Origin of the sequence: Pseudosporangium ferrugineum (genome assembly GCF_003002065.1) — a bacterium.
In the GTDB taxonomy this organism is placed as follows: Bacteria; Actinomycetota; Actinomycetes; order Mycobacteriales; family Micromonosporaceae; genus Actinoplanes; species Actinoplanes ferrugineus_A.
The window spans coordinates 545,011-564,436 of record NZ_PVZG01000002.1 but is presented as its reverse complement, the minus strand read 5'-3'; the positions used below and the strand labels follow the sequence as shown (position 1 = coordinate 564,436).

Here is a 19,426-nt window from a genome sequence, read left to right as displayed (position 1 = left end):
GACGGGGGTGCGCGCACGGTCGTTGGTCGGGCCGGCGGGGGGAAAAGTTCCCGGGACTTCGGCGATTCAGGCGGCGGGCAGGCGCACCTCGGCGCGCAGGCCGGGCGGCGGGACAGCACCGCGCAGCGTGACCGTGCCGTGGTGCCGGCGAACGAGCTCCCGGACGATGGCCAGGCCCAGGCCGGAGCCGCCGGCGTCGCGGGCCCGGGCGTCGTCGAGGCGGGTGAACCGGTCGAAGACCCGCTCGCGGTCCGCCGCCGGGATGCCCGGGCCGTCGTCGACCACGGCGATCCGCTGGTACGCCCCGTCCGCCACCACCTCCAGCCGCACCGCCGAACGCGCGTGCCGCACGGCGTTGTCCAGCAGGTTCGCCACCACCCGGCCCAGTGCGTCCCGGTCGCCGCGCACCCGCAGCGGGACCGCCGGCCGCTCGTACGCGACCTCGTAACGGCCCGCCACCTCCGCGAGCAGCTGGCCCAGCTCGACCGGCTCGGCCGGCGCGCGGGCCGGCCGGGTCGTCGCGTCGTCCGCGCGGGCCAGCAGCAGCAGGTCGTCGACGAGCCGGCTCAGCCGCTGCACGTCGGTGAGCAGGTCCCCGGCCAGCTCCGGCCAGTCCGTGGTGTCCGGCAGCCGCTGCGCCACCTCCAGCTCGGTGCGCATGTTGGTCAGCGGGCTGCGCAGCTCGTGCGCCGCATCCGCGACGAACGCCCGCTGCCGCGCCCGCGCCGCGTCCAGGCGGTGCAGCATGTCGTTGAGGGTCACGGCCAGGCGGTGGATCTCGTCGCCGGAATCGGGTACGGGCAGCCGCCCCGGCCGCGCCCCACCGGTGATCTCCTCGGCCCCCGCCCGCAGCGCCTCGACCGGCCGCAGCGCCGCGCCCACGACCCGCCACGCCACCAGCGCCAGCAGCGCCACGAGCAGCGGGAACGTCACCAGCAGCGTCGTACGCAGCAGGTGCACGCTCTGCTTCAGATCGTCGGTGGGCCGGGCGACGAGCACCGTGACCCGCTCGTCCGCGGGCCCCGCCGCCAGCGCCACCACGCGCACCCGCCCGTCGAACCCGATCCGCGAACCGGGGATGAACATGCCCTCGCCGTCCGGCAGCCCCGACAGCTCCCGCGCGTAGAGGATCGGGACGAGCCGGTCGGCGCCGGCCGAGACGGACAGCACCTGGCCGCGGGCATTGAGAACCTGCACGCGTACGGCCGGAGCGGCCGGGACCGGATCGGACAACGAGTCGGTGTTCACCAGGGCGGCCACCGCGCGGGCGGTCTCCAGCGCCTCGGTGTTGGCCGTACGCAGCAGGGCGAAGTTCATCGTGGCGACCAGCGCGACACCGCCGCCGGCCAGCCCCACCGCCAGGACGACGACCGACACGAGCAGCAGGCGCGCCCGCAGGCTCAGCCGGCGCAGCCAGGCCACGCTCAGGCCCCGTCGGCACCGGCCGCGGCGAGCCGGTACCCGGCGCCCCGGACGGTCTCCAGCCGCTCCCGGCCGATCTTGCGCCGCAGGTAGCCGACGTACACCTCGACGGCGTTCTCGGCGGTCTCCAGCGCGGCGTCCCACACGTGGTCGAGCAGCTCGGTCTTGGAGACCACCTCGCCGGGACGCCGGATCAGGTACTCCAGCAGGGCGAACTCCCGCGCGGTGAGCGCCACCTCGGACCCGTCGACGGTGACCTTGCGCAGGGCCGGGTCCAGCTCGACGTCGCCGTGCCGCAGCACCGCCGGGCGCTGCGGGGTGCCCCGGCGCAGCAACGCACGCAGCCGGGCGAGCAGTACGACGTACGAAAAAGGCTTGGTCAGGTAGTCGTCGGCGCCGCAGTCGAGGCCGTCGGCCTGGTCGTACTCGCCGTCCTTGGCCGAGAGCATCAGCACCGGCAGCCACTTCTGCTCCGCCCGCAGCTGCCGCACGACCCGGTAACCCGACAGCCGGGGCAGCATGACGTCCAGGATCATCGCGTCGTACTCGCCGTGCCGCGCCATCTCGAGGCCGTCCGCCCCGTCCAGGGCGACGTCCACGGCGAACCCCTCGGCCTGCAACCCCCGGCGCAGCGCGCTCGCGAGCCGCTCCTCATCCTCCACCACCAGCAACCGCACCCGACTACCTTGGCACAGGGGCTCCTCCCCCTAAGGGATGTTCTCAGCCGGATCACAGGCCTCGCGGCGGAGGATGGCTGCACACAACGGGAGGTGGACATCGTGAGTGTCTTCAGGTCGAGGCCGGCGCTGCGCTGGCTGGTTCCGGCGGCCGCGGCGGTCGTCGTCATCGGTGGCGGCGCGGCGGCGGGCACGATCGCGGCGAGCGCGGACCCGGCACTGCCGGAGCGCAGCGCCGCCCAGCTGCTCGTGGACGTGCAGACCGCCAAGATCGACGGCCTGTCCGGCACGGTGGTGCAGACCGCGGATCTGGGGCTGCCCTCGCTGCCCGGCATCACCGGCGGGGCCGGCAGCAACGCCGACCTCATGAAGCTGGTGGCCGGCAGCAACACCGCGCGGGTCTGGTACGCCGGCGACGACAAGGTGCGGCTGGCGGTCCTCGGCACCCTCGGTGAGACGGACGTCATCCGCAACGGCACCGACATGTGGGTGTGGCGCAGCACCGAGAATTCCGCCACCCACATCAAGATCCCGGCCGACGCGAAGCGGCAGGAGCGCAAGACGCTGGCCGGCGCGGTGCCGGCCACCCCGCAGGAGGCCGCGGACGCCGCGCTCGCCGCCATCGACCCGACCACCGCGGTCACCACGACCGGCGCGGCGAAGGTCGCCGGCCGCGACGCGTACGAGCTGGTCCTGACGCCGCGCGACACGGCGTCGCTGGTCGGCCAGGTACGCCTCGCGATCGACGCGGAGAAGCACATCCCGCTGGGCGTCGACGTGTACGCCAAGGACGCCAACAACCCGGCGCTGCGGATCGCGTTCCAGCAGGTCAGCTTCGAGACGCCGGACGCCGAGCAGTTCACCTTCAACCCGCCGCCGGGCGCCAAGGTGACCACACCCGACCGCTCTTCCTCCGCGAAGCCGGGCGCGCCCCACAGGGCTGACAAGGCAGACAAGTCGGACAAGTCGGCGCCGGAGGGCACCAAGGTCGTCGGCAAGGGCTGGACGTCCGTCCTGGTGGCCAAGACCTCCACGGCCAAGACCGACACCAGGAACGCCGAGGGTACGCAGCAGCTCGAGGCGATCACCGGCGCCCTGCCGAAGGTCAGCGGCACCTGGGGCAGCGGCCGGCTGCTGCAGAGCGCCCTGTTCAGCGCCCTGCTCACCGACGACGGCCGGGTCCTCGTCGGCGCGGTCGCCCCGGAGAAGCTGTACGAGGTAGCGGGTCAGTGACCGACCTCGCGGTCGCCTCACACGGGCTGACCAAGCGGTTCGGCAGCCAGGTCGCGGTGAACGCCGTCGACCTGGCTGTCCCCCGCGGCGCCGTGTACGGCTTCCTCGGCCCGAACGGCTCCGGCAAGACGACCACGATCCGGATGCTGCTCGGGCTGATCGCCCCCACCGCCGGCAGCCACCACCTGCTCGGCGAGACGATGCCGGACCGCGCCGGCCACGTGCTGCCCCGCGTCGGCGCCCTGGTCGAGGGGCCGGGCTTCCACCCGTACCTCTCGGGCCGCGACAACCTCCGCCGCCTCGACGCCGCCGACCGCACCGCGACGGCCCGCACGGCCGAGGCCCGCATCGGGGACGCCCTCGACCGGGTGGGCCTGACCGCGGCGGCGGGAAAGCGGTACCGCACCTTCTCGCTCGGCATGAAGCAGCGCCTGGCGATCGCGGCGGCGCTGCTCAAGCCCCGCGAACTGCTCGTGCTGGACGAACCCACCAACGGCCTCGACCCCCAGGGCACCCGCGAGGTCCGCACCCTGGTGGGCGCGCTCGCGGCGGAGGGAGCGACGGTGCTGCTGAGCACCCACCTGCTCGCGGAGGTCGAACAGGTCTGCACCCACGTCGGCGTCATGCACCGCGGCACCCTGGTGGCCCAGGAACCGCTGGCGGACCTGCGCTCCGACGCGGCACCCCGGGCCCGCGTCCTCACCGACCAGCCGGCCGAGGCGGCGCAGGTCCTGCGCACCCTGGGCCTGACCGAACTCGCCGAGACGGCCTCCGAGGCCTCCGGCCAGCTCGGCGCGGTCGCCCCGGAGAAGGTCGTGTCGGACCTCGTGCACGCAGGCGTGGCCGTACGCGGCTTCACCGTCGAAGCACCCAGCCTCGAGGACGTGTTCGTGCACCTGACCGGGCGAGGATTCGATGTCTCAGGCTGACACCCGGCTCTCCCCCCGCTTCCTGCTCTCGGAGCTCCGCCTGATCGCCGTCCGCCGCCGCAACCAGGCAGGCCTCGCGGCGCTCGCGGCCGTACCCGTCATCCTCGCCGCAGCCATGAAGCTCACGGTGCCGGACGCCGGCCGCGGCCCCGGCCAGGGCCCGGACTTCTTCAGCCAGATCACCGGAAACGGCTACTTCGTAGCCCTCGCAGCCCTCGGCGTGGAACTCACCCTCTTCCTCCCGATAGCCGTAGCCATGCTCGCCGGCGACGCGGTGGCGGGCGAAGCCAACCAGGGCACCCTCCGCTACCTGCTGACGGTCCCGGTGGCCCGCACCCGCCTCCTGGCGATCAAGTACGCGGGCATCCTCATGGGCGCCTTCCTCGCTCCGCTCGTGGTGGCAACCTCGGGCCTCCTCGCCGGCTTCCTCCTCTTCGGCGCCGGCGACGTGACAACCCTGTCGGGCACCCGCATAGGCTTGGCAACGGCCCTCCTCCGCCTCCTGGTTATCTGCCTCTACCTCGGCGTCTGCCTGGCAGCCCTGGGAGCGGTAGGCCTCTTCCTGTCGACCCTGACGGAGCAACCGATGGGCGCCACCATCGCCCTGACGATGCTGACGGTGGCCAGCTTCGTCCTGGGCCAGATCCCCCAACTCGACTGGCTGCACCCCTACCTCCTGACCCAGCACTGGCGAGACTTCGGCGAACTCCTCCGCGAACCGGTTGCCTGGGAAGCACTGATCCCGGGACTGACATCAGCCGGCGCCTACATCTTGGTCTTCCTGTCGGCAGCCTGGGCCCGCTTCAGCGGCCGCGACGTCACAAGCTGACCCGAGACGGGTCACACGGCGACCGGATCGACCGGGTCGAGGAGACGCCCGCCGCGACCCGCCACCGCAGAACGATCAGCCACCACGAACCGGAGGCGCCCGCAGCGCAGCCCCACCGGCGCTCCCGCCACACGCGCGTCCCCTCCCACACGCGCGCCTCCTCCACACGCGCGCCTCCTCCACACGCGCGTCCGCGCTCGCGCACCAGGTCCACACGCGCCCGTTCCGCTCGCGCACCAGCTCCACAGGCGTCCCCAAGTCCACAGGCGTCCCAACTCCGCATGTGTCCCAGCTGCACGCCGTCCTACTCGGGCACCAACCCCACTCACGCCGACCTGCCCGTGCCATACCCGGCTCGCGCCGCACACCCGCAGTGCAGCCCTCCGCCGCGCTGCCCGCTCGCGCCGCACCCGCAGCGCGTCCCCACTCATCCACGCCCCGCCCGCAGCCTCCGCCACGCACCCCACCCGTCCACGCCCCGCCCGCTCCGCCGGCCGCACCGCAGGGCGTCCCCACTCGTCCAGGCCCGCTCCCGCCGCATTCGCAGCACGCCCCGCTGTGGGCGCACCGGGCACCGCGCCGCCCACCGTGGCCCACTCACCGTGGGGCGGTCCAACCCGGCGGCGGGCGGCGGCTCGGCGGGCCGCTGCGCGAGACCGGCGGGTGGGTCAGTTCTGCTGGCGGGTCCATTGGAGGGAGACGCCGGTCGCGGCGCGTTCGGTGCGGATCTCCATGACGGTGCCGAGGATCGTCGCGCGGTCGAACAGGATCGGCCGGTTGTCGAGCCCGTACGTGACCCGGTCGGACACGAACACGGGCAGCCCCGCCTCCTGGTGCATCAGCGCGGCGATGTCCTCGTCGAGGAGCGCGGGCCGCAACACCTCCGAGGCCCGGTGCACCACCACGCCGTGGGCCGCGAACACGGCGTACAGCGAGGCACCGCTGTAGTCGAGGTCCGCGAGCCGAAGGCCCACACGGTCCGGAGCCCACGACAACTGGTGCACGGCGGGCCGCCCGGACAGCAACCGCAGCCGCTCCAGGCGCAGCACCCGGCGGGTCGCCGGGACATCCAGGTGAGCGGCCACCCAGGCAGGCGGGCGACGCATGTCCTGGCCGACGATGTGGGTGGTCACCGCCTGCCCCTGCGCCTTGAGGTCCTCGGCGAGCCCGCGCAGCGAGTCGAGCCGGTACATCAACCGGGGCGAAGCCACGAACGTGCCCCGTCCCGGCTCCTGCGAGACCAGCCCCTCGTCCTCCAGCCGTTGCAGCGCCTGACGCAGGGTCACCAGCGTCACCCCGTACCGGGAACTCAGTTCCTTCTGCGGCGGCAGCATCGAACCCGGCGCCAGTTCGCCGGCGCGGATCTTCGCGGTCAGGTCATCGGCGATCACCTGATATTTCGGCGTGCGGCGTTCCAGTGGACACCCCCAGGTCGAGTGCGGCGCGCAGGGCCGCGACGTCGTCCCGCAGATCGTCGGCCGAGGCCCCGCTGAGCACCCTACGCATGAGCGCCGCACCGACGATCACACCGTCCCCGGCGCGTCCCGCCTCGGCGGCCTGCTCCGGCGTCGACACCCCGAACCCGATCAGCACTGGCAGCCCACCGCCCCCGCCACTCGGCCCCTCGACTCCGGCACGCACCTCGTGAGCCGCAGCGCTCGGCTGAGCACCCTCATCCTCGACAGGGCGGCCAGCCGAAACGCCGCGAGTTCCGTCGCCGACCCGGCCAGTCGGAAGCCCCCGAGTTACCCCGGCCGCGCGGCCAACAGGAACGCCGCTCACTTCCCCGGCAACGTGGCCAGCGGGAACGCCGCGAGCATCCCGGACAACGCGGCCAACAGGAACACCGCGAGCTCCCTCGGTGAGACCGTCAACCGGAACGCCGCGAAAGTTTCCGTCGCCTGATCGATCGGCTTGTCCGCGGTCGGCGCACCCTTCGGCGACCGGGTCGTCAGGACTTCGCTCGGTGGTGCCGGTATGCGGGCGCGGGCCCGCGGTCCGGTCCCGGGTTCGCGGGGTTGCTGCTTCCCACACCCGTCGCACCAGGTCGGCCGCCGTGGCGGAAAGCCTGTCGCGCTCCCCCGTCGTGCCCATGACACTGATCGCGTACACGAAGCCTCGGCTGCGGGCGCAGATCTCCCGGAGGCGGTCGTCGGGGGTTGCGGGAGCAGCGAGCAGCACGAGGTCGATGCCGACGGCGGCGGCTTCGCCCTCGAGCTCCGCCGACTCCTCCAGCGGCAGGTCCGGAACGATGAGCCCGGAGACGCCGGCGTCGGCGAGCCGGCGGACTCCCACGCGCAGCGCGAGGTTGGCGTAAGTCATCACGATGATCGGCACGCGGAGCCGACCGGTCGCGGCCGCGAGGTCCGCGAGGATCCCGTCGACCGTGGCGCCCCGGGCAAGGGCGCGGTCGGACGCCTGCTGGATGGTGGTGCCGTCGAGCATCGGGTCGGAGAAGGGCAGGCCGACCTCGATGGCATCCGCGCCGGCGTTCTGGCAGGCCAGTACGTAGTCGATCCAGGCCTCGGTCACACCGCCGGTCACGTAAGGCACCAGCAGGGGGCGCCGGGCAGCGCGCAGCGCCGCACCGAGGGAAATCCGCCGGGAGCCCGGCGTCGCGGTGGGACCGCCAGGAAGAGCCGCGACTTCGCCGCCCATCAGAGCACCTCCCCGCCCGGCACCGCGGCGGCTCCGGGGTGAGCACGCCCCGCAGCGGCATCGACCCGAACGCCGGGTTCGCGCAATGCGGCCATCTCCTGGAGCTGGCCCATGTCCTTGTCGCCGCGCCCCGACAGGGTCAGCAGCACCGTCGATCCTGACGGCAGCCGATCCGTTCCCGCCGCGCCCAGCACCCAGGCCACCGCGTGCGCCGATTCGAGCGCGCAGATGATGCCCTCGGCGCGGGCGAGCCGGCGCACCGCGGCCAGAACCTCCTCATCGGTCACGGTGACGTATTCGGCGCGGCCGGCGGCTCCCAGGTGGGCGTGTTCCGGCCCGATGCCCGGATAGTCCAGGCCCGCCGCGACCGAGTGCGCCTCCGCGATCTGGCCCTGCTGGTCCTGCAGCACCATGGACCGGGACCCGTGCACGACCCCCACGGTGCCGTCGGTCATCGCCGCGCCGCCCGCCGCCTCGACACCGATCAGGCGGGCCCCGGTGTCGACGAAGCCGGCGAAGGTTCCCGCGGCGTTGGATCCACCGCCGACGCAGGCAACCACGACGTCGGGGGCACCGGTGGACAACTCGGCCGCGCACTGGCTGCGAGCCTCGTCGCCGATGACCCGCTGGAATTCCCGGACCATCCACGGGTACGGGTGGGGCCCGGCGACCGACCCCAGACAGAAGTGGGTGTCGCCGACCGACGAGACCCACTGCCGCATCGCCTCGTTCGTCGCGTCCTTCAAGGTGCGGCTACCGCTCGTGACGGGCACGACCTCGGCACCGAGCATGGTCATCCTGAAGACGTTCAGCGCCTGCCGCGCGATGTCGAGCTCTCCCATGAAGACAGTCGCGCGCAGGCCGAAGAGCGCGGCGGCGGTCGCGGTGGCCACGCCGTGCTGGCCGGCTCCGGTCTCGGCGATGAGCCGGGTCTTGCCCATCCGCCGGGCGAGCAGCGCCTGACCCAGCACGTTGTTGATTTTGTGCGAGCCCGTGTGCGCGAGATCCTCGCGCTTGAGCAGGAGGGTGACACCCAGCTCGGCGGAGAGGTTCCACGCCGGCGTGAGAGCGGTGGGGCGGCCGGCGTACACGGTGCGGAACATGTCCAGCTGCTGCCGGAACGAGGGATCAGCCCATGCCTCCCGGAAGGCCTCCTCGAGCGCGGCGCAGGCGGGGATCAGGGACTCGGGGACGAACCGGCCACCGAACGCGCCGAACCGGCCGCCAACTGCCGATTCGCGCATCGGTCGGGACAGGGCGAGGGTCATCACAGCCTCCATAGTTCTATAACTCTTCGCAGAGCATGCCATATCGCTCGGCGGAGTTCTAGAACTGTAAGAAGTTCGTAAGATCGATCGGCGGCTGTCCGGGACATAATTTGTTCGTGAAGGGACTCCAGATCGCGTGCGACGAATCCGGGTACGAGGGCGAGAAGCTCATCGGCACCACCACCGATGTCTTCGCGCATGCGGGTGTCCGTTTGCCCGCCGACCTCTCCGCCGCCTGTCTCGCGGAGCTGCGGCAGCGGATCCGCTCACCCGCGACCGAGTACAAGGCGAACCATCTGCTGAGGGAGAAGCATCGGGCCGTGCTCGTGTGGTTCCTGGGCCCGTCGAGCCCACTGTTCCGCAACGCCCATGTGTACGTGATCGACAAGGTCTGCTACGTCCTGGGCAAGCTCGCCGATCTGGTTTTCGCCGAGCCCGATGCTCCCGGTCTCAGCACCGATCGCCGGGCCAGGACCGCCGCCGACAGGCTCTACCGCTGGGCGTGGGCAGGGCAGGCGGTGGCCGGCCGGGCGGACGCGGCGACCGCCAGGCCGGTGCAGGAGCTGCTGGTGGCGGCGAACGACCTCATGCGCGGCAAGGATCGGGACGACGTCGCCGGGCCCGTCGACGCGTTCTTCGCCGCCCTCGACCGCGAGGACGACGCCGGTGGCATCGGCGGTGAGACCGGAGCGCGGGACAAAGCGGTGGCTCTGCGCGTACGGATGAAGAATGATCCTTCGCTGTCGATCTTGGACCCGTTGATCCCCGCTCTCGTGCGGGCGGTGGCACGGTGGGGCGGAGGCGGGCGGCCCGTCACCATCGTCCACGATCGGCAGACGATGCTGCCCGGTGAACGGGTGGCGGAGCTGCAGCGGGTGCTCCGGCGATCGGGGATGACGCTGGAGCGGGTGGAGCTCGCCGCGGCCGAGACGGAGCCGCGCGTGCAGCTCGCGGACATCCTGGCGGGCACCGTGCGGAAGATCACGCAGGACGAGCTGCACGGGCACGGGGACGCCGAGCTCATCACTCTCGCGCGACCGTACCTCGACCCCTACTCGATCTGGGGCGACCGCCGGAGCTGGGCGCGCCTGCACGGCCGGCCGACGGCGGATCCGGACGACCAACCTGTGGACACCGGGTGAGGCCGGCCGCAGCCCTCACGGCGCGCTTGATCCAGCTCCACCGCGTCGCCGGGCGACCGAGCACGCCCAGCGCGCCCAGCACCGTGCGCCGTGCGTCGTCCGGGTCTGCCGTCGGCACACGTCCACGTGGCCCCGTGGGTCGACGCCGGGGCTGGGAGCGGGCCATGGCACAGGCCTGCCGCGGCCCGGCGGGTCGACGCCGGGGTTCGCAGCCGGCCAGCACGCAAACCTGCCGCGGCCCGACGGGCTGGCGTCAGGGCTCGCAGCCGGCCAGCACGCAAACCTGCCGCGGCCCGACGGGTTGACGTCAGGGCTCGCAGCCGGCCAGCACGCAAACCTGCCGCGGCCCGACGGGTTGACGTCAGAGTTCGGAGCGGGCCAGCACGTAGGCCTGGGGTGATTGCTCCTTCAGGACGACGTAGTCGTCGGGGGCGCGGACCGTTTCGAGCCGGATCTCGAAGCCGGCCGTGCGGAGGGCGTCGGTGACCTGCGCGGGGCGCCGGCGGCGGAAGGTGAGGCCGCGGTGGTGGCGTTCGTCGTCTCCGACCTGGAACGCCAGGAAGAGGTGACCACCGGGGCGCAGGACGCGGCGGAACTCCGCGAGGACTGTCGGCAGTTCCTCGTCGGGGACGTGGATGATCGAGTACCAGGCGACGACCGCGGCAACGGTGGCGTCGGGGCGATTCAGGGAGGTCATGGAGCCGGTGGTGAAGGGGATGCCGGGGTGGTCGCGGCGGGCTATGGCCACCATCTCCGGCGAGAGGTCGACTCCGGAAACGTCCAGACCGAGGCCTTTCAGGTACGCCGTGACGACGCCCGGGCCCGAGCCTACGTCGAGCACCGGGCCCGGAGCAGCACGTAGTACGTCGGCGAGTCCGTTGAGCAGGGCGCGGTCCCAGTGCTTGTGGGCAAGCTCGTCGCGGAAACGGTCGGCGTACTCGCCGGCGAACGCGTCGTAGCCGGCGCGGGCTTCGGTGAGGAAGGATGGTTCGCGGAGGCGCTCGCGGACGGCGTCGATCTCCGACCGGGTGACGCCGGCGGTCCGCAGGTACGCCTCGACGCCGCCGTACTCGCGCTCGGCGTGGTCGAGGGTGTTCAGCATCGTGGCGGCGAGGGCGTCGGCGGTGAGGGCGTAGTCCTCGGCGATCGCGGCGGGTGCGACGCCGGCGGCGGCGAGGGCGAGGGCCACGACGATGCCCGTACGGTCTCGGCCGCCGTGGCAGTGCACCAGCACGCCGCCGGGCGGGGCTGTGGCTACGGCCCGGAACGCGGCGGCGACGTGCTTCCGGTTGTGGTCGAGGAGGGGGCCGTACGACTCGTCCGTGTAGTCGTAGGTGATCGGATCCATGAGGAGGGGAACGTGCACGTAGACCGGGTCGCCGGCGAACGGGCTGGGGTGCTCGTCGAGTTCGTGCGGCCAGCGCAGATCGACGATCCGGGAGACTCCGGCCGCTCGGATGCGTTCCATCGCCGCCGGGGTGAGCCGGGCGTGATGATCCGAGCGGAGCAGCGCGCCCGCTCGGATCGACGCGCCGTCGACGGTGGGCAGGCCGCCGACGTCACGGGCATTGCGGCAACCGGGCCAGTCGAGGATCACCGGGCGCACTCCGTTCCGATGGGGAGGGGCGGGTCGGGAGGTCCACCCAACCTCGCGGGGACGGGAGCCGTCAAACGGGCCGCGGGTACGGCGAGGTCGGCCCGGGATGTCGCCGGCCGGCCGGGCGTGTCGGATCAGAGCTCGGCCAGACCCGGCAACTCGCCGCGCCGATCGGCCGGATCAGAGCTCGGCCAGACCCGGCAACTCGCCGCGCCGACCGGCCGGATCAGAACTCGGCCAGACCCGGCAACTCGCCGCGCCGACCGGTCGGATCAGAACTCGGCCAGGCCCTTCGCCGCGCCGATCAGCCCGGCTGTTCAGTCAGCCACGGTGTCTGGCGTGTCCCGCACCGCCTCGCGACGCGGCGCTCCCCCGGCTGCCCACGTCCGCCACCAGCGCCGCCAGGCCTGTGGTTATCGGGACCGAGGCGACCAGGCCGATCGTTCCCACGGCGCTGCGGAGGACCTCATGGGCCAGGAACTCGCTGGTCAGCAACTCTCCCACCGGCTGACTCCCGGCGGCGATCAACAGCAGCAACGGCAACGACGCTCCGGCGTACGCGAGAACGATGGTGTTGACCGCCGAGGCGACGTGGGCGCGACCGACTCTGATCGCTGCCTGATAGAGCGCCCAGCGGCTGGTTGCCGTCGGTGTCAGCTCCGCCACGGTCACCGCCTGGGTCACGGTCACGTCGTCGAGTACGCCGAGCGCGCCGATCACGATGCCCGCGAGCAGCAGTCCGCGCAGGTCCAGCCCGGCCCGGGTCACCGACAGGTACGCGCTGTCGTCGCTGCCCGCGCCCGTCAGGTGCATCGCCGACGTGAACACCGCGCCGAGCACGCCGGTGAGGACCAGGCTGGCCAGGGTTCCGGCCACCGCCACCGACGTGTGGACGTTGATGCCGTGCGTCAGGTACAGGGCCGCGAACATGATGGCCGACGCGCCCACCACGGCCACCACCAGCGGAGGCGAACCGTCGAGGATGGCGGGCACCACGAACAGCAGCAGGACGCCGAAGCTCACCGCCAGACCCGCCAGCGACGTCACGCCGCGGAGGCGGCCGAAGGCCAGGATCACCGCGACCGCGAGCGCCACCAGCCAGGTCATCGGCGTGGACCGCTGCCGGTCGACCACCGCGTACGCCCGGCCGCCCGGCACCGCCTCCGGGAAGTACAGCAGCACCACGTCGTCGCCGACGTGCAGGGCGGTGGAGCCGGGGCCCTGCGGGAGGTCGACGGCGGGGCTCGTGCCGCTGCCGGGGCCGTCGGTCACCCGTACGGTGGCGGAGCCGCAGCGGCGCTGGGCCGAGCCCGCCGGGCACGCCTGCTCGGCGACCGCGGTGACGGTGCCGAGCGCCCGTTCCCCGCCGGCGGTGGAGGGCTCGTCCCGGACGCTGCCGGGCGACAGCACGACCAGCGCGACCAGGGTGAGGACGGCCGCGGGGACCAGCACCGCGGTGACGATCCGCCGGGTGCGGCGGGTCGCGGCGGGCACAGGACCATGCTGATGCGCGTGACTCACCGCCCGGGCCGTTCCTGCCGCGGTCCGGAGTGTCCTGAATGTCCTGGTGGCGGCTCAACCCCGGAAGCCGGCGAACCCCCAGGCGGCGAGAACCCGGACGGCGGCGGGGACCCCGGAGGCGGCGGGAAGCCGGGAGCCGGCGAGGACCCCGGAGGCGGCGGGAAGCCGGGAGCCGGCGGGGATCCCGGAGGCCACGGGTAGCCGGCAGGCGGCAAGGACCCCGGAGGCGGCGGGTAGCCAGGGGGCGGCGAGTGCCCGGCAGGCGGCGGGAAGGGCCCCGAGCCCGGAGGTGGGAAGCCGGCCGGAGGCGGGGAGCCGGCGGCAGGGTCGGGCGATGCGGGATCGGCTCCGGACTCGCGCAGGGTTCGCTTCGTGTCGCGCCACCACTGCTTGAAGTCCTCGCCCCAGGCCCGGAACTCCTCCCTCGAGTCGCCCATCGCGTGCCGGAAGCCGGGATCGTCGATGCGCAGGCCCAGCATCTCCGCCGCGCCGAGGACCCACAGCACCGGCACCGCCACCACGGCCAGGAGCGCAAACCACGAGAGACCCGTCATTGCGTACGCGATGAGCAGCGTGACCATGGCACCCACCGTGACCAGGCTCGCGTGGGTGGCCCGGCGGAGCAGCCGGGGCACCAGGTGCAGGCAGCGCCACGGGAGACGGCCGGCCGGGATCAGCACGCGGAGTCCGAAACCGATCACCACCGCCGCGATCAGGGCGGCGAGGGCGCGGCTCGGGGTGACCGCCGGCGGCCAGCGCAGCGCGACCAGGGCGGCGATCGTGACGAGGGCGGTCGCCGCCGCGAACCAGCGGCGGAGGGCGGTGAGGAGGCTGCGTACCGGCCAGGTCATGGAGATGACGTCGGGGCGGGCCGGGTTGTCGCGGGCGACGTCGCGCAGGGCGCGCATCGAGCGGCCCACGTGGAGGCGTTCGGCGTCGAGCATCGCCGTGAGCCAGCGTCCGTACGTGTTCTCCGGGTCGAGGGCGAGGGCCGCGCGCACGGCCTCGCCGGCGTTGTCGCGGCGGCCGGCGTACCGTTCGACCTCGGCGACGGTGAGCAGGGCCTCGACGGACTGCGGGTCGAGGGACAGGCCGTGGCGGGCCGCGGCGCACGCCTCGTCGAGCCGGTTCGCCGTGGCGAGGGCGCGGGCGAGCACGAGGTGACCGCCGGGGCGGGCCGGGTCCAGCCGGACCGCCTCCTCCGCCGCGGCCGTCGCGTCCCTGCCGCGGATGAGGGTGATCAGCACCTCGGCCCGCTCCGCGTGGGCGCCGGAGGAGATGGGGTCCGCCGCGATCGCCGCGTCGCAGGCCTGCAACGCGGGCAGATAGTTCTGCTGCCGGCGCCGGGCGTAGGCGAGCAGGATCAGCAGGTCGGCGTCGTCCGGGTCGTCGGCGAGGGCGGTGCGCAGCTTCGCCTCGGCGTCGGCGTAGCGGCCGATCTCCGCGAGGTGCCGCGCTTCGCGGTAGGCGGCGTTCACCACGGCCGGCGGTTCAGGGCGTCGCTCATGACACGCGATTATGCCTGCGCCCCATCCCCCGGGTCACGGCGGAAAGGGTCCAGGAAAGTGCCGGCAAGGGGGAAAGGCCCAGGAAAGGGCCGGGAAGAAGCACGGAGAGGGAGCGCCGGGCACGAGAGGCCGCGGAGGGAACGAGCCGGGCCAGAAGGCCGGCGGGCGGTGAGGGGGTGGACAGGTGATGCGACAAGCGCGCCGCGGCGGGCAACGGGGGCCGGCGTGAATCGCCGCGAGCCGGGACGGGCCGCGAGGCCGGGACGGGACCAGCAGGCCGGCGCGGGATGAAGGGTTGGCGCGGGATGAAGGGTTGGCGCCGGATGAAGGGGTGGGGGTGGGAGAAAGAGCCGGGGTGGATGAAGGGTCGGGGTGGGAAAGAGCCCGGGTGGGATGAGGGGCCGCGGGTGAGATGAGGGGCCGGGGGTGAGAAGCGAAAGAGCCGCCACGTGGGGCGTGGCGGCTCTTGCCTACGGTGGTGCTGGGTCAGCCCGGCCGGCGGATGGCCGTGATGGCGCCCGGGCTGTCGATCTTTGCCATGCGGACGTGGTCGCCCGTGTGGGGGGCGTGCACCATGGTGCCGCCGCCCACGTAGAGGCCCACGTGGTGTACCGGGCGGCCGTAGAAGAGCAGGTCGCCCGGGTAGAGGTCGTCTCGGCTGACCGGTCTGCCCGTGTGCACCTGGTCGCCGGTGAAGTGCTCGAGGTGCACTCCCGCGGCGGCCCAGGCGACCTTGGTCAGGCCGGAGCAGTCGTAGCCGTTGGGCCCCTCGGCGCCGAAGATGTACTTGACGCCGATGAGGTCGCACGCCCGCTGCGCGGCGCGCCCGCCCTTGTCGTTCGTGTAGGTCACGGGACAGGGGCCGGTGCGCAGCGGACCGTCGTTGGCGCCGGCGGCTCCGTACGCCCGGGTCCGCAGCTTCTGCAGCGAGTCGACCTTCTTCTGGATCTCCTTCTTCCGCGTGGCGAGGTCCTTGTCGCGGGCCGCCACGGCGTCGGTCAGGGTGACCAGTGCTTCCTTGTCCTTCGCGTACTTGTCGCGGAGCTTGGCCACGCCGGCCACCTCGCGCCGCTGGTGACTGGCGATCTGATCGAGGAACGTCAGCTTCTCGGTCAGCCCGGTCGGTGAGCCACTCACGAGCATCGCCTTCATCATGCCCGGCGAGCCCTGCATGTACGCGTCGGCCGCCATCCCGCTCACCTGCGACATGGCCAGATCCACTTCGAGCTGCAGGGGTTGCAGCCGCTTGTTGATCTTGTTGAGCTGTGCACGGTTCTTGATCAGCTGGTTGTGCACGTCGTTGTACTGCTCGATGACCGGTTCGAGCTTGTTCCACTGCTCATCGATCTGCTTCTCGATGCTCGAGGGCGACGGCGTGGCATGCGCCGCGGTGGGTACCAGCAAGACCCCGACCGCCACGATGACACCGAGCAGACTGCGCAGAATCGCGGCGCGTCGCGTCCCGATCCGTTTCACGTAGGTGCAGTGTCCTTTCTTCCCTCGGCCGCCGACCGGGTCAGCTGTCGGGTTCGGACGGGAAGCGCGCCCGGCCGCGGTGGTGCTGCGGCTTCACCCCAGGTACATGGGTCCCCGGTTCGTGTGCACGATTAGGCGGTGACCCGCCAGTTCGCCCGGTTTGGACGAGGGGGGACCGACGAGTCGGGCACCACCGTACTCCCGATCTCCGCAGAACAGAACACGGCGGTAACAGGACACCCACCGCGTCACGACCGGTGACGGTGCGTAATAAGGGACGACCTAGAGCGGCCATGCGGAGAGTGCGCGGTCGAGCCACGGGACCACCACGATGACTGTGGGTAGCACCAGCAGGCCGACCGCCATGAGCGTCGCCGCGACCGTCCACATCGACGAGCGAGGATCCGGACCGTCGAGCCGATCGATCCGCTGCCGCCGCTCCGCACCCGCCCCACCCCCGTCCTCCGCGCCGCCGGGATCCCGCACGCCCGCCTCCCCCGGGCCGCCACGGCGCCGAGCGCCCGCGCCGCCGGGCTGTGCCGCATCCCGGGACCCCGGGCCGCCGGGCCGTGCCGCATCCCGGGACCCCGAGTCGCCGGGCCGCGGCCCGTCCGGGCCCACCGCGTCGCCGAGCACGGCCAGCGCGCTGCGCAGCGGAGCGGCCCCGCACCGCCGCCGGGCCGCGTCGTCCGCGACCATCTCGAGCAGCAGGTGCACCGCGTCGAGCGGCACCCGGCTGCGCAGCGGCCGGGGCACCGCCCGGTGGAACGCGGTGAAGGACTCCATCACGAGGTCGTGCCGGTGCCGCAGATGCGCCTGCTCGTGCGCGATCACCGCCGCGACCTGCGCCCGGTCCAGCACCCGCAGCGCTCCCCCGCTGAGCACGACGCGCGGGCTGCGGCCGGGCAGGCAGTACGCGAACGGCAGCGGGCCGTCGAGCACCCGCAGGCCCTCGGGCACCTCGGCGGGCAGCTCGCCGTGGCGCTCGGCGTCGTCCAGCAGGTCGACGAGGAGGCGGTGCCGGGCCCGCCGGGTCCTCGACCGGTACGTCACCCCGGCCAGCGAGACGAGCAGCCGGACGATGATCAGCGCGGCGACGACGAGGGCGGCGACGAGGGCCGCCGCACCGGCCGGCTTGCCGGAACCGAGCTCCTCGACCAGTTCCTGCGGGCCGGCCAGCACGACGCCGAGCGCGCAGAGGATGCCGGTCAGGGTGATGCTCTGCCACAGCGCCACCGCCGCGGCCGGCGCCCGCGCGGGCCAGCGGGCCGCGGCGAGGCTTCCGGGCACCACGAGGGACAGGGTCAGGCCCAGCGCGCCGAGCAGCAGCGCGGTCACGATCCGGCCGGGCCCCTGCGGGCGGCCTCGATGGCGGCGGTGAGCGCGGACGGGTCGATGCGCCCGACGAAGTGGGCCAGGGCCGCGTCGCGTACCCCGTCCGGGGCGGCGCTGAGCGCGTCGAGCATCAGCGCGGCGGTCATCTCCTCGCGGGACTGCGCGGGCGCGTACCGGTAGGCCCGGTCGGTCTTCTGCTGGGTGACGACCTTCTTCTTGGCGAGCCGGTCCAGCACGGTCATGACCGTCGTGTACGCGAGGTCGCGCTCGCGGCTGAGCCGGTCGTGCACCTGGCGCACGGTCAGCGGCTCGCCGGCGTCCCACAACTGCTGCATGACCTCGCGTTCGAGGTCCCCCAGTGCCATGTGACCCACTCTACTGCACGTCGTCGTACTACGCGTCGTAGTATCTACTACGAGTTGTCGTAGAGGGGACGCTGGCGTGGACGTGCTCGACCTGACCCGGCTGCAGTTCGCGGTCGTGACGATCTACCACTACTTCTTCGTGCCGCTGTCGATCAGCCTCGCCGGCACCGCGGCCGGGCTGCAGATCGCGTGGCTGCGCACCGGCAGGGACGCGTACCGGGACCTGACGAAGTTCGTCGGCAAGCTGCTGATCGTCACCTTCGCGGTCGGCGTGGTCACCGGCCTGGTGCAGGAATTCCAGTTCGGCATGGGCTGGAGCGCGTTCGCCCGCTTCTACGGCGACGTCTTCGGGCCCACCCTCGCCATCGAGGGCATGCTCGCGTTCTTCCTCGAGGCCACGTTCCTCGCGCTGTGGTACTTCGGCTGGGACCGGCTGCCCCGCACGCTGCACGCCGCCACGATCGTCGTCGTCGCCCTCGGCACCGTGATGTCCGCGTTCATCATCCTGGCCGCCAACTCGTTCATGCAAAACCCGGTCGCGTACTCGCTCGACCCGGTCACCGGGCGCGCCCGCCTCGACGACTTCGGCGCGCTGCTGCTCAACAAGGTCAACCTCGCGGCGTTCCCGCACACCCTGGCCGGCGCGGCCATGGCCGGCGGCTCGCTGCTGCTCGCCGTCGGGGTGTGGCGGCTGCGCGACGGCGCCGAGGCCTCCTTCCGTACGCTCGCCCGCCTCGGCGCCTGGCTCACGGTGGCCGGCGGCGCCCTCACCGCGCTGACCGGTGACCACCTCGGCAAGGTCATCACCGAGGTGCAGCCGATGAAGATGGCCGCCGCCGAGGCGCTCTACCGCACCACCACCGGCGCGCCCTTCTCCGTCTTCGCGCTCGGCAGGCCCGGCGCCGGCGAACCGTTCCTCAGCATCGAGATCCCCCGGCTGCTCTCGATCCTGGCCAAGGGCGGCCCGGGCGCCACCGTGCAGGGCATCGACGACCTCCAGGCGCAGTACACCGCCCAGTTCGGGCCGGGCAGCTACGTGCCGATGATCCCGGTCGCCTTCTGGAGCTTCCGGCTCATGATCGGCATCGGCATGCTCGCCGCCGCCGTCGCCGCGTACTACCTGTGGAGCACCCGCGGCGCCCGGCGTACGCACCCGCTGCTGCGGCGCTTCCTGCCGCTGATCCCGGTGCTGCCCGCCGCCGCGAACACCTTCGGCTGGATCTTCACCGAGACCGCCCGCCAGCCGTGGCTCGCCTTCGGCATCTCCCGCGTCGCCGACGGCATCTCCCCCGGCCTCACCCGCGGCGAGGTGCTCGGCTCCCTGATCGGCTTCGCGGTGGTCTACGGCGTCCTCGCCGTCGTCTGGCTGCGCCTGGTCCGCCACCTCTCCCGCCTGCCGCTCGCCCCGGAACCCACGCCCACGCCCGGCGCCGAGCGCGTCCCGGCCCCCGTCTACTGAGGAACGC

16 protein-coding genes and 1 riboswitch are annotated in these 19,426 nt (G+C 73.0%); of the genes, 5 read left to right on the top strand and 11 right to left on the bottom strand.

The window, feature by feature from the left end:
- Nucleotides 1-66: 66 nt before the first annotated feature.
- Nucleotides 67-1,428 (bottom strand): sensor histidine kinase, encoded by a 1,362-nt coding sequence (locus tag CLV70_RS06720; RefSeq protein WP_425440122.1) that lies wholly within the window; start codon nucleotides 1,426-1,428, stop codon nucleotides 67-69.
- Nucleotides 1,425-2,099 carry a response regulator transcription factor gene (locus CLV70_RS06715; protein WP_106125462.1) on the bottom strand — a complete coding sequence of 225 codons (675 nt, stop codon included), beginning with the start codon at nucleotides 2,097-2,099 and terminating at the stop codon, nucleotides 1,425-1,427. The genes CLV70_RS06720 and CLV70_RS06715 overlap by 4 nt, the downstream gene beginning before the upstream one ends.
- A gap of 102 nt (nucleotides 2,100-2,201) precedes the next feature.
- Between CLV70_RS06715 and CLV70_RS06710 the strand changes: the two genes are divergently transcribed.
- From CLV70_RS06710 to CLV70_RS06700, 3 genes are read left to right on the top strand one after another with little or no spacing between them, the layout of a single operon-like run.
- On the top strand, nucleotides 2,202-3,332 hold the full coding sequence (locus CLV70_RS06710) for a LolA family protein (RefSeq protein ID WP_106125635.1): 1,131 nt from the start codon (nucleotides 2,202-2,204) through the stop codon (nucleotides 3,330-3,332).
- Complete coding sequence (locus CLV70_RS06705) at nucleotides 3,329-4,261, top strand: ABC transporter ATP-binding protein (protein ID WP_106125461.1); 933 nt, start codon at nucleotides 3,329-3,331, stop codon at nucleotides 4,259-4,261. Before CLV70_RS06710 ends, CLV70_RS06705 begins: the two co-directional genes overlap by 4 nt.
- Nucleotides 4,248-5,090, top strand: a complete 843-nt coding sequence (locus tag CLV70_RS06700) for an ABC transporter permease (RefSeq protein WP_106125460.1) — start codon at nucleotides 4,248-4,250, stop codon at nucleotides 5,088-5,090. The genes CLV70_RS06705 and CLV70_RS06700 overlap by 14 nt, the downstream gene beginning before the upstream one ends.
- A gap of 668 nt (nucleotides 5,091-5,758) precedes the next feature.
- Here the strand turns inward: CLV70_RS06700 and CLV70_RS06695 are convergent.
- The 3 genes from CLV70_RS06695 to trpB are packed head-to-tail and all read right to left on the bottom strand — an operon-like array spanning nucleotide 5,759 to nucleotide 9,016.
- Nucleotides 5,759-6,481 carry a GntR family transcriptional regulator gene (locus tag CLV70_RS06695; protein WP_106125459.1) on the bottom strand — a complete coding sequence of 241 codons (723 nt, stop codon included), beginning with the start codon at nucleotides 6,479-6,481 and terminating at the stop codon, nucleotides 5,759-5,761.
- Complete coding sequence (trpA, locus tag CLV70_RS40890; protein WP_245908066.1) at nucleotides 6,468-7,748, bottom strand: tryptophan synthase subunit alpha; 1,281 nt, start codon at nucleotides 7,746-7,748, stop codon at nucleotides 6,468-6,470. The genes CLV70_RS06695 and trpA overlap by 14 nt, the downstream gene beginning before the upstream one ends.
- Nucleotides 7,748-9,016 (bottom strand): tryptophan synthase subunit beta, encoded by a 1,269-nt coding sequence (trpB, locus tag CLV70_RS06685; protein WP_106125458.1) that lies wholly within the window; start codon nucleotides 9,014-9,016, stop codon nucleotides 7,748-7,750. The genes trpA and trpB overlap by 1 nt, the downstream gene beginning before the upstream one ends.
- A 116-nt stretch (nucleotides 9,017-9,132) precedes the next feature.
- Here trpB and CLV70_RS06680 point away from each other — a divergent pair, with 116 nt between their 5' ends.
- Nucleotides 9,133-10,158, top strand: a complete 1,026-nt coding sequence (locus CLV70_RS06680) for a hypothetical protein (RefSeq protein WP_211303657.1) — start codon at nucleotides 9,133-9,135, stop codon at nucleotides 10,156-10,158.
- Between the two features lie 361 nt (nucleotides 10,159-10,519).
- Here CLV70_RS06680 and CLV70_RS06675 read toward each other — a convergent pair whose 3' ends face one another.
- The 6 genes from CLV70_RS06675 to CLV70_RS06650 form a co-directional block, all read right to left on the bottom strand.
- The gene (locus tag CLV70_RS06675) at nucleotides 10,520-11,755 is read right to left on the bottom strand and encodes a tyrosine-protein phosphatase (RefSeq protein WP_106125632.1); all 1,236 of its coding nucleotides are present in this window, start codon (nucleotides 11,753-11,755) and stop codon (nucleotides 10,520-10,522) included.
- A gap of 321 nt (nucleotides 11,756-12,076) precedes the next feature.
- Nucleotides 12,077-13,249, bottom strand: coding sequence for a YibE/F family protein (locus tag CLV70_RS06670; RefSeq protein WP_106125456.1), 1,173 nt, complete (start codon nucleotides 13,247-13,249; stop codon nucleotides 12,077-12,079).
- 23 nt (nucleotides 13,250-13,272) lie between these two features.
- Nucleotides 13,273-14,757 (bottom strand): tetratricopeptide repeat protein, encoded by a 1,485-nt coding sequence (locus CLV70_RS41680; RefSeq protein WP_106125455.1) that lies wholly within the window; start codon nucleotides 14,755-14,757, stop codon nucleotides 13,273-13,275.
- Between the two features lie 513 nt (nucleotides 14,758-15,270).
- Nucleotides 15,271-16,260: a C40 family peptidase gene (locus CLV70_RS06660; protein WP_106125454.1), complete on the bottom strand. Its 990-nt coding sequence runs from the start codon at nucleotides 16,258-16,260 to the stop codon at nucleotides 15,271-15,273.
- Between the two features lie 14 nt (nucleotides 16,261-16,274).
- A riboswitch (cyclic di-AMP (ydaO/yuaA leader) is annotated at nucleotides 16,275-16,408 on the bottom strand.
- Between the two features lie 134 nt (nucleotides 16,409-16,542).
- Nucleotides 16,543-17,598 (bottom strand): M56 family metallopeptidase, encoded by a 1,056-nt coding sequence (locus CLV70_RS06655; RefSeq protein WP_245908065.1) that lies wholly within the window; start codon nucleotides 17,596-17,598, stop codon nucleotides 16,543-16,545.
- Nucleotides 17,595-17,960: a BlaI/MecI/CopY family transcriptional regulator gene (locus tag CLV70_RS06650; protein WP_106125453.1), complete on the bottom strand. Its 366-nt coding sequence runs from the start codon at nucleotides 17,958-17,960 to the stop codon at nucleotides 17,595-17,597. The genes CLV70_RS06655 and CLV70_RS06650 overlap by 4 nt, the downstream gene beginning before the upstream one ends.
- Before the next feature lie 76 nt (nucleotides 17,961-18,036).
- Here CLV70_RS06650 and CLV70_RS06645 point away from each other — a divergent pair, with 76 nt between their 5' ends.
- Nucleotides 18,037-19,419, top strand: a complete 1,383-nt coding sequence (locus CLV70_RS06645) for a cytochrome ubiquinol oxidase subunit I (protein WP_106125452.1) — start codon at nucleotides 18,037-18,039, stop codon at nucleotides 19,417-19,419.
- Nucleotides 19,420-19,426 lie beyond the last annotated feature (7 nt).

Excerpts from the sequence above, each read along its gene's own strand:
- CLV70_RS06700 (WP_106125460.1), top strand. The coding sequence starts at position 4,248 with ATGTCTCAGGCTGACACCCGGCTCTCCCCCCGCTTCCTGCTCTCGGAG.
- trpA (WP_245908066.1), bottom strand. The coding sequence starts at position 7,748 with ATGGGCGGCGAAGTCGCGGCTCTTCCTGGCGGTCCCACCGCGACGCCG.
- trpB (WP_106125458.1), bottom strand. The coding sequence starts at position 9,016 with ATGACCCTCGCCCTGTCCCGACCGATGCGCGAATCGGCAGTTGGCGGC.
- CLV70_RS06650 (WP_106125453.1), bottom strand. The coding sequence starts at position 17,960 with ATGGCACTGGGGGACCTCGAACGCGAGGTCATGCAGCAGTTGTGGGAC.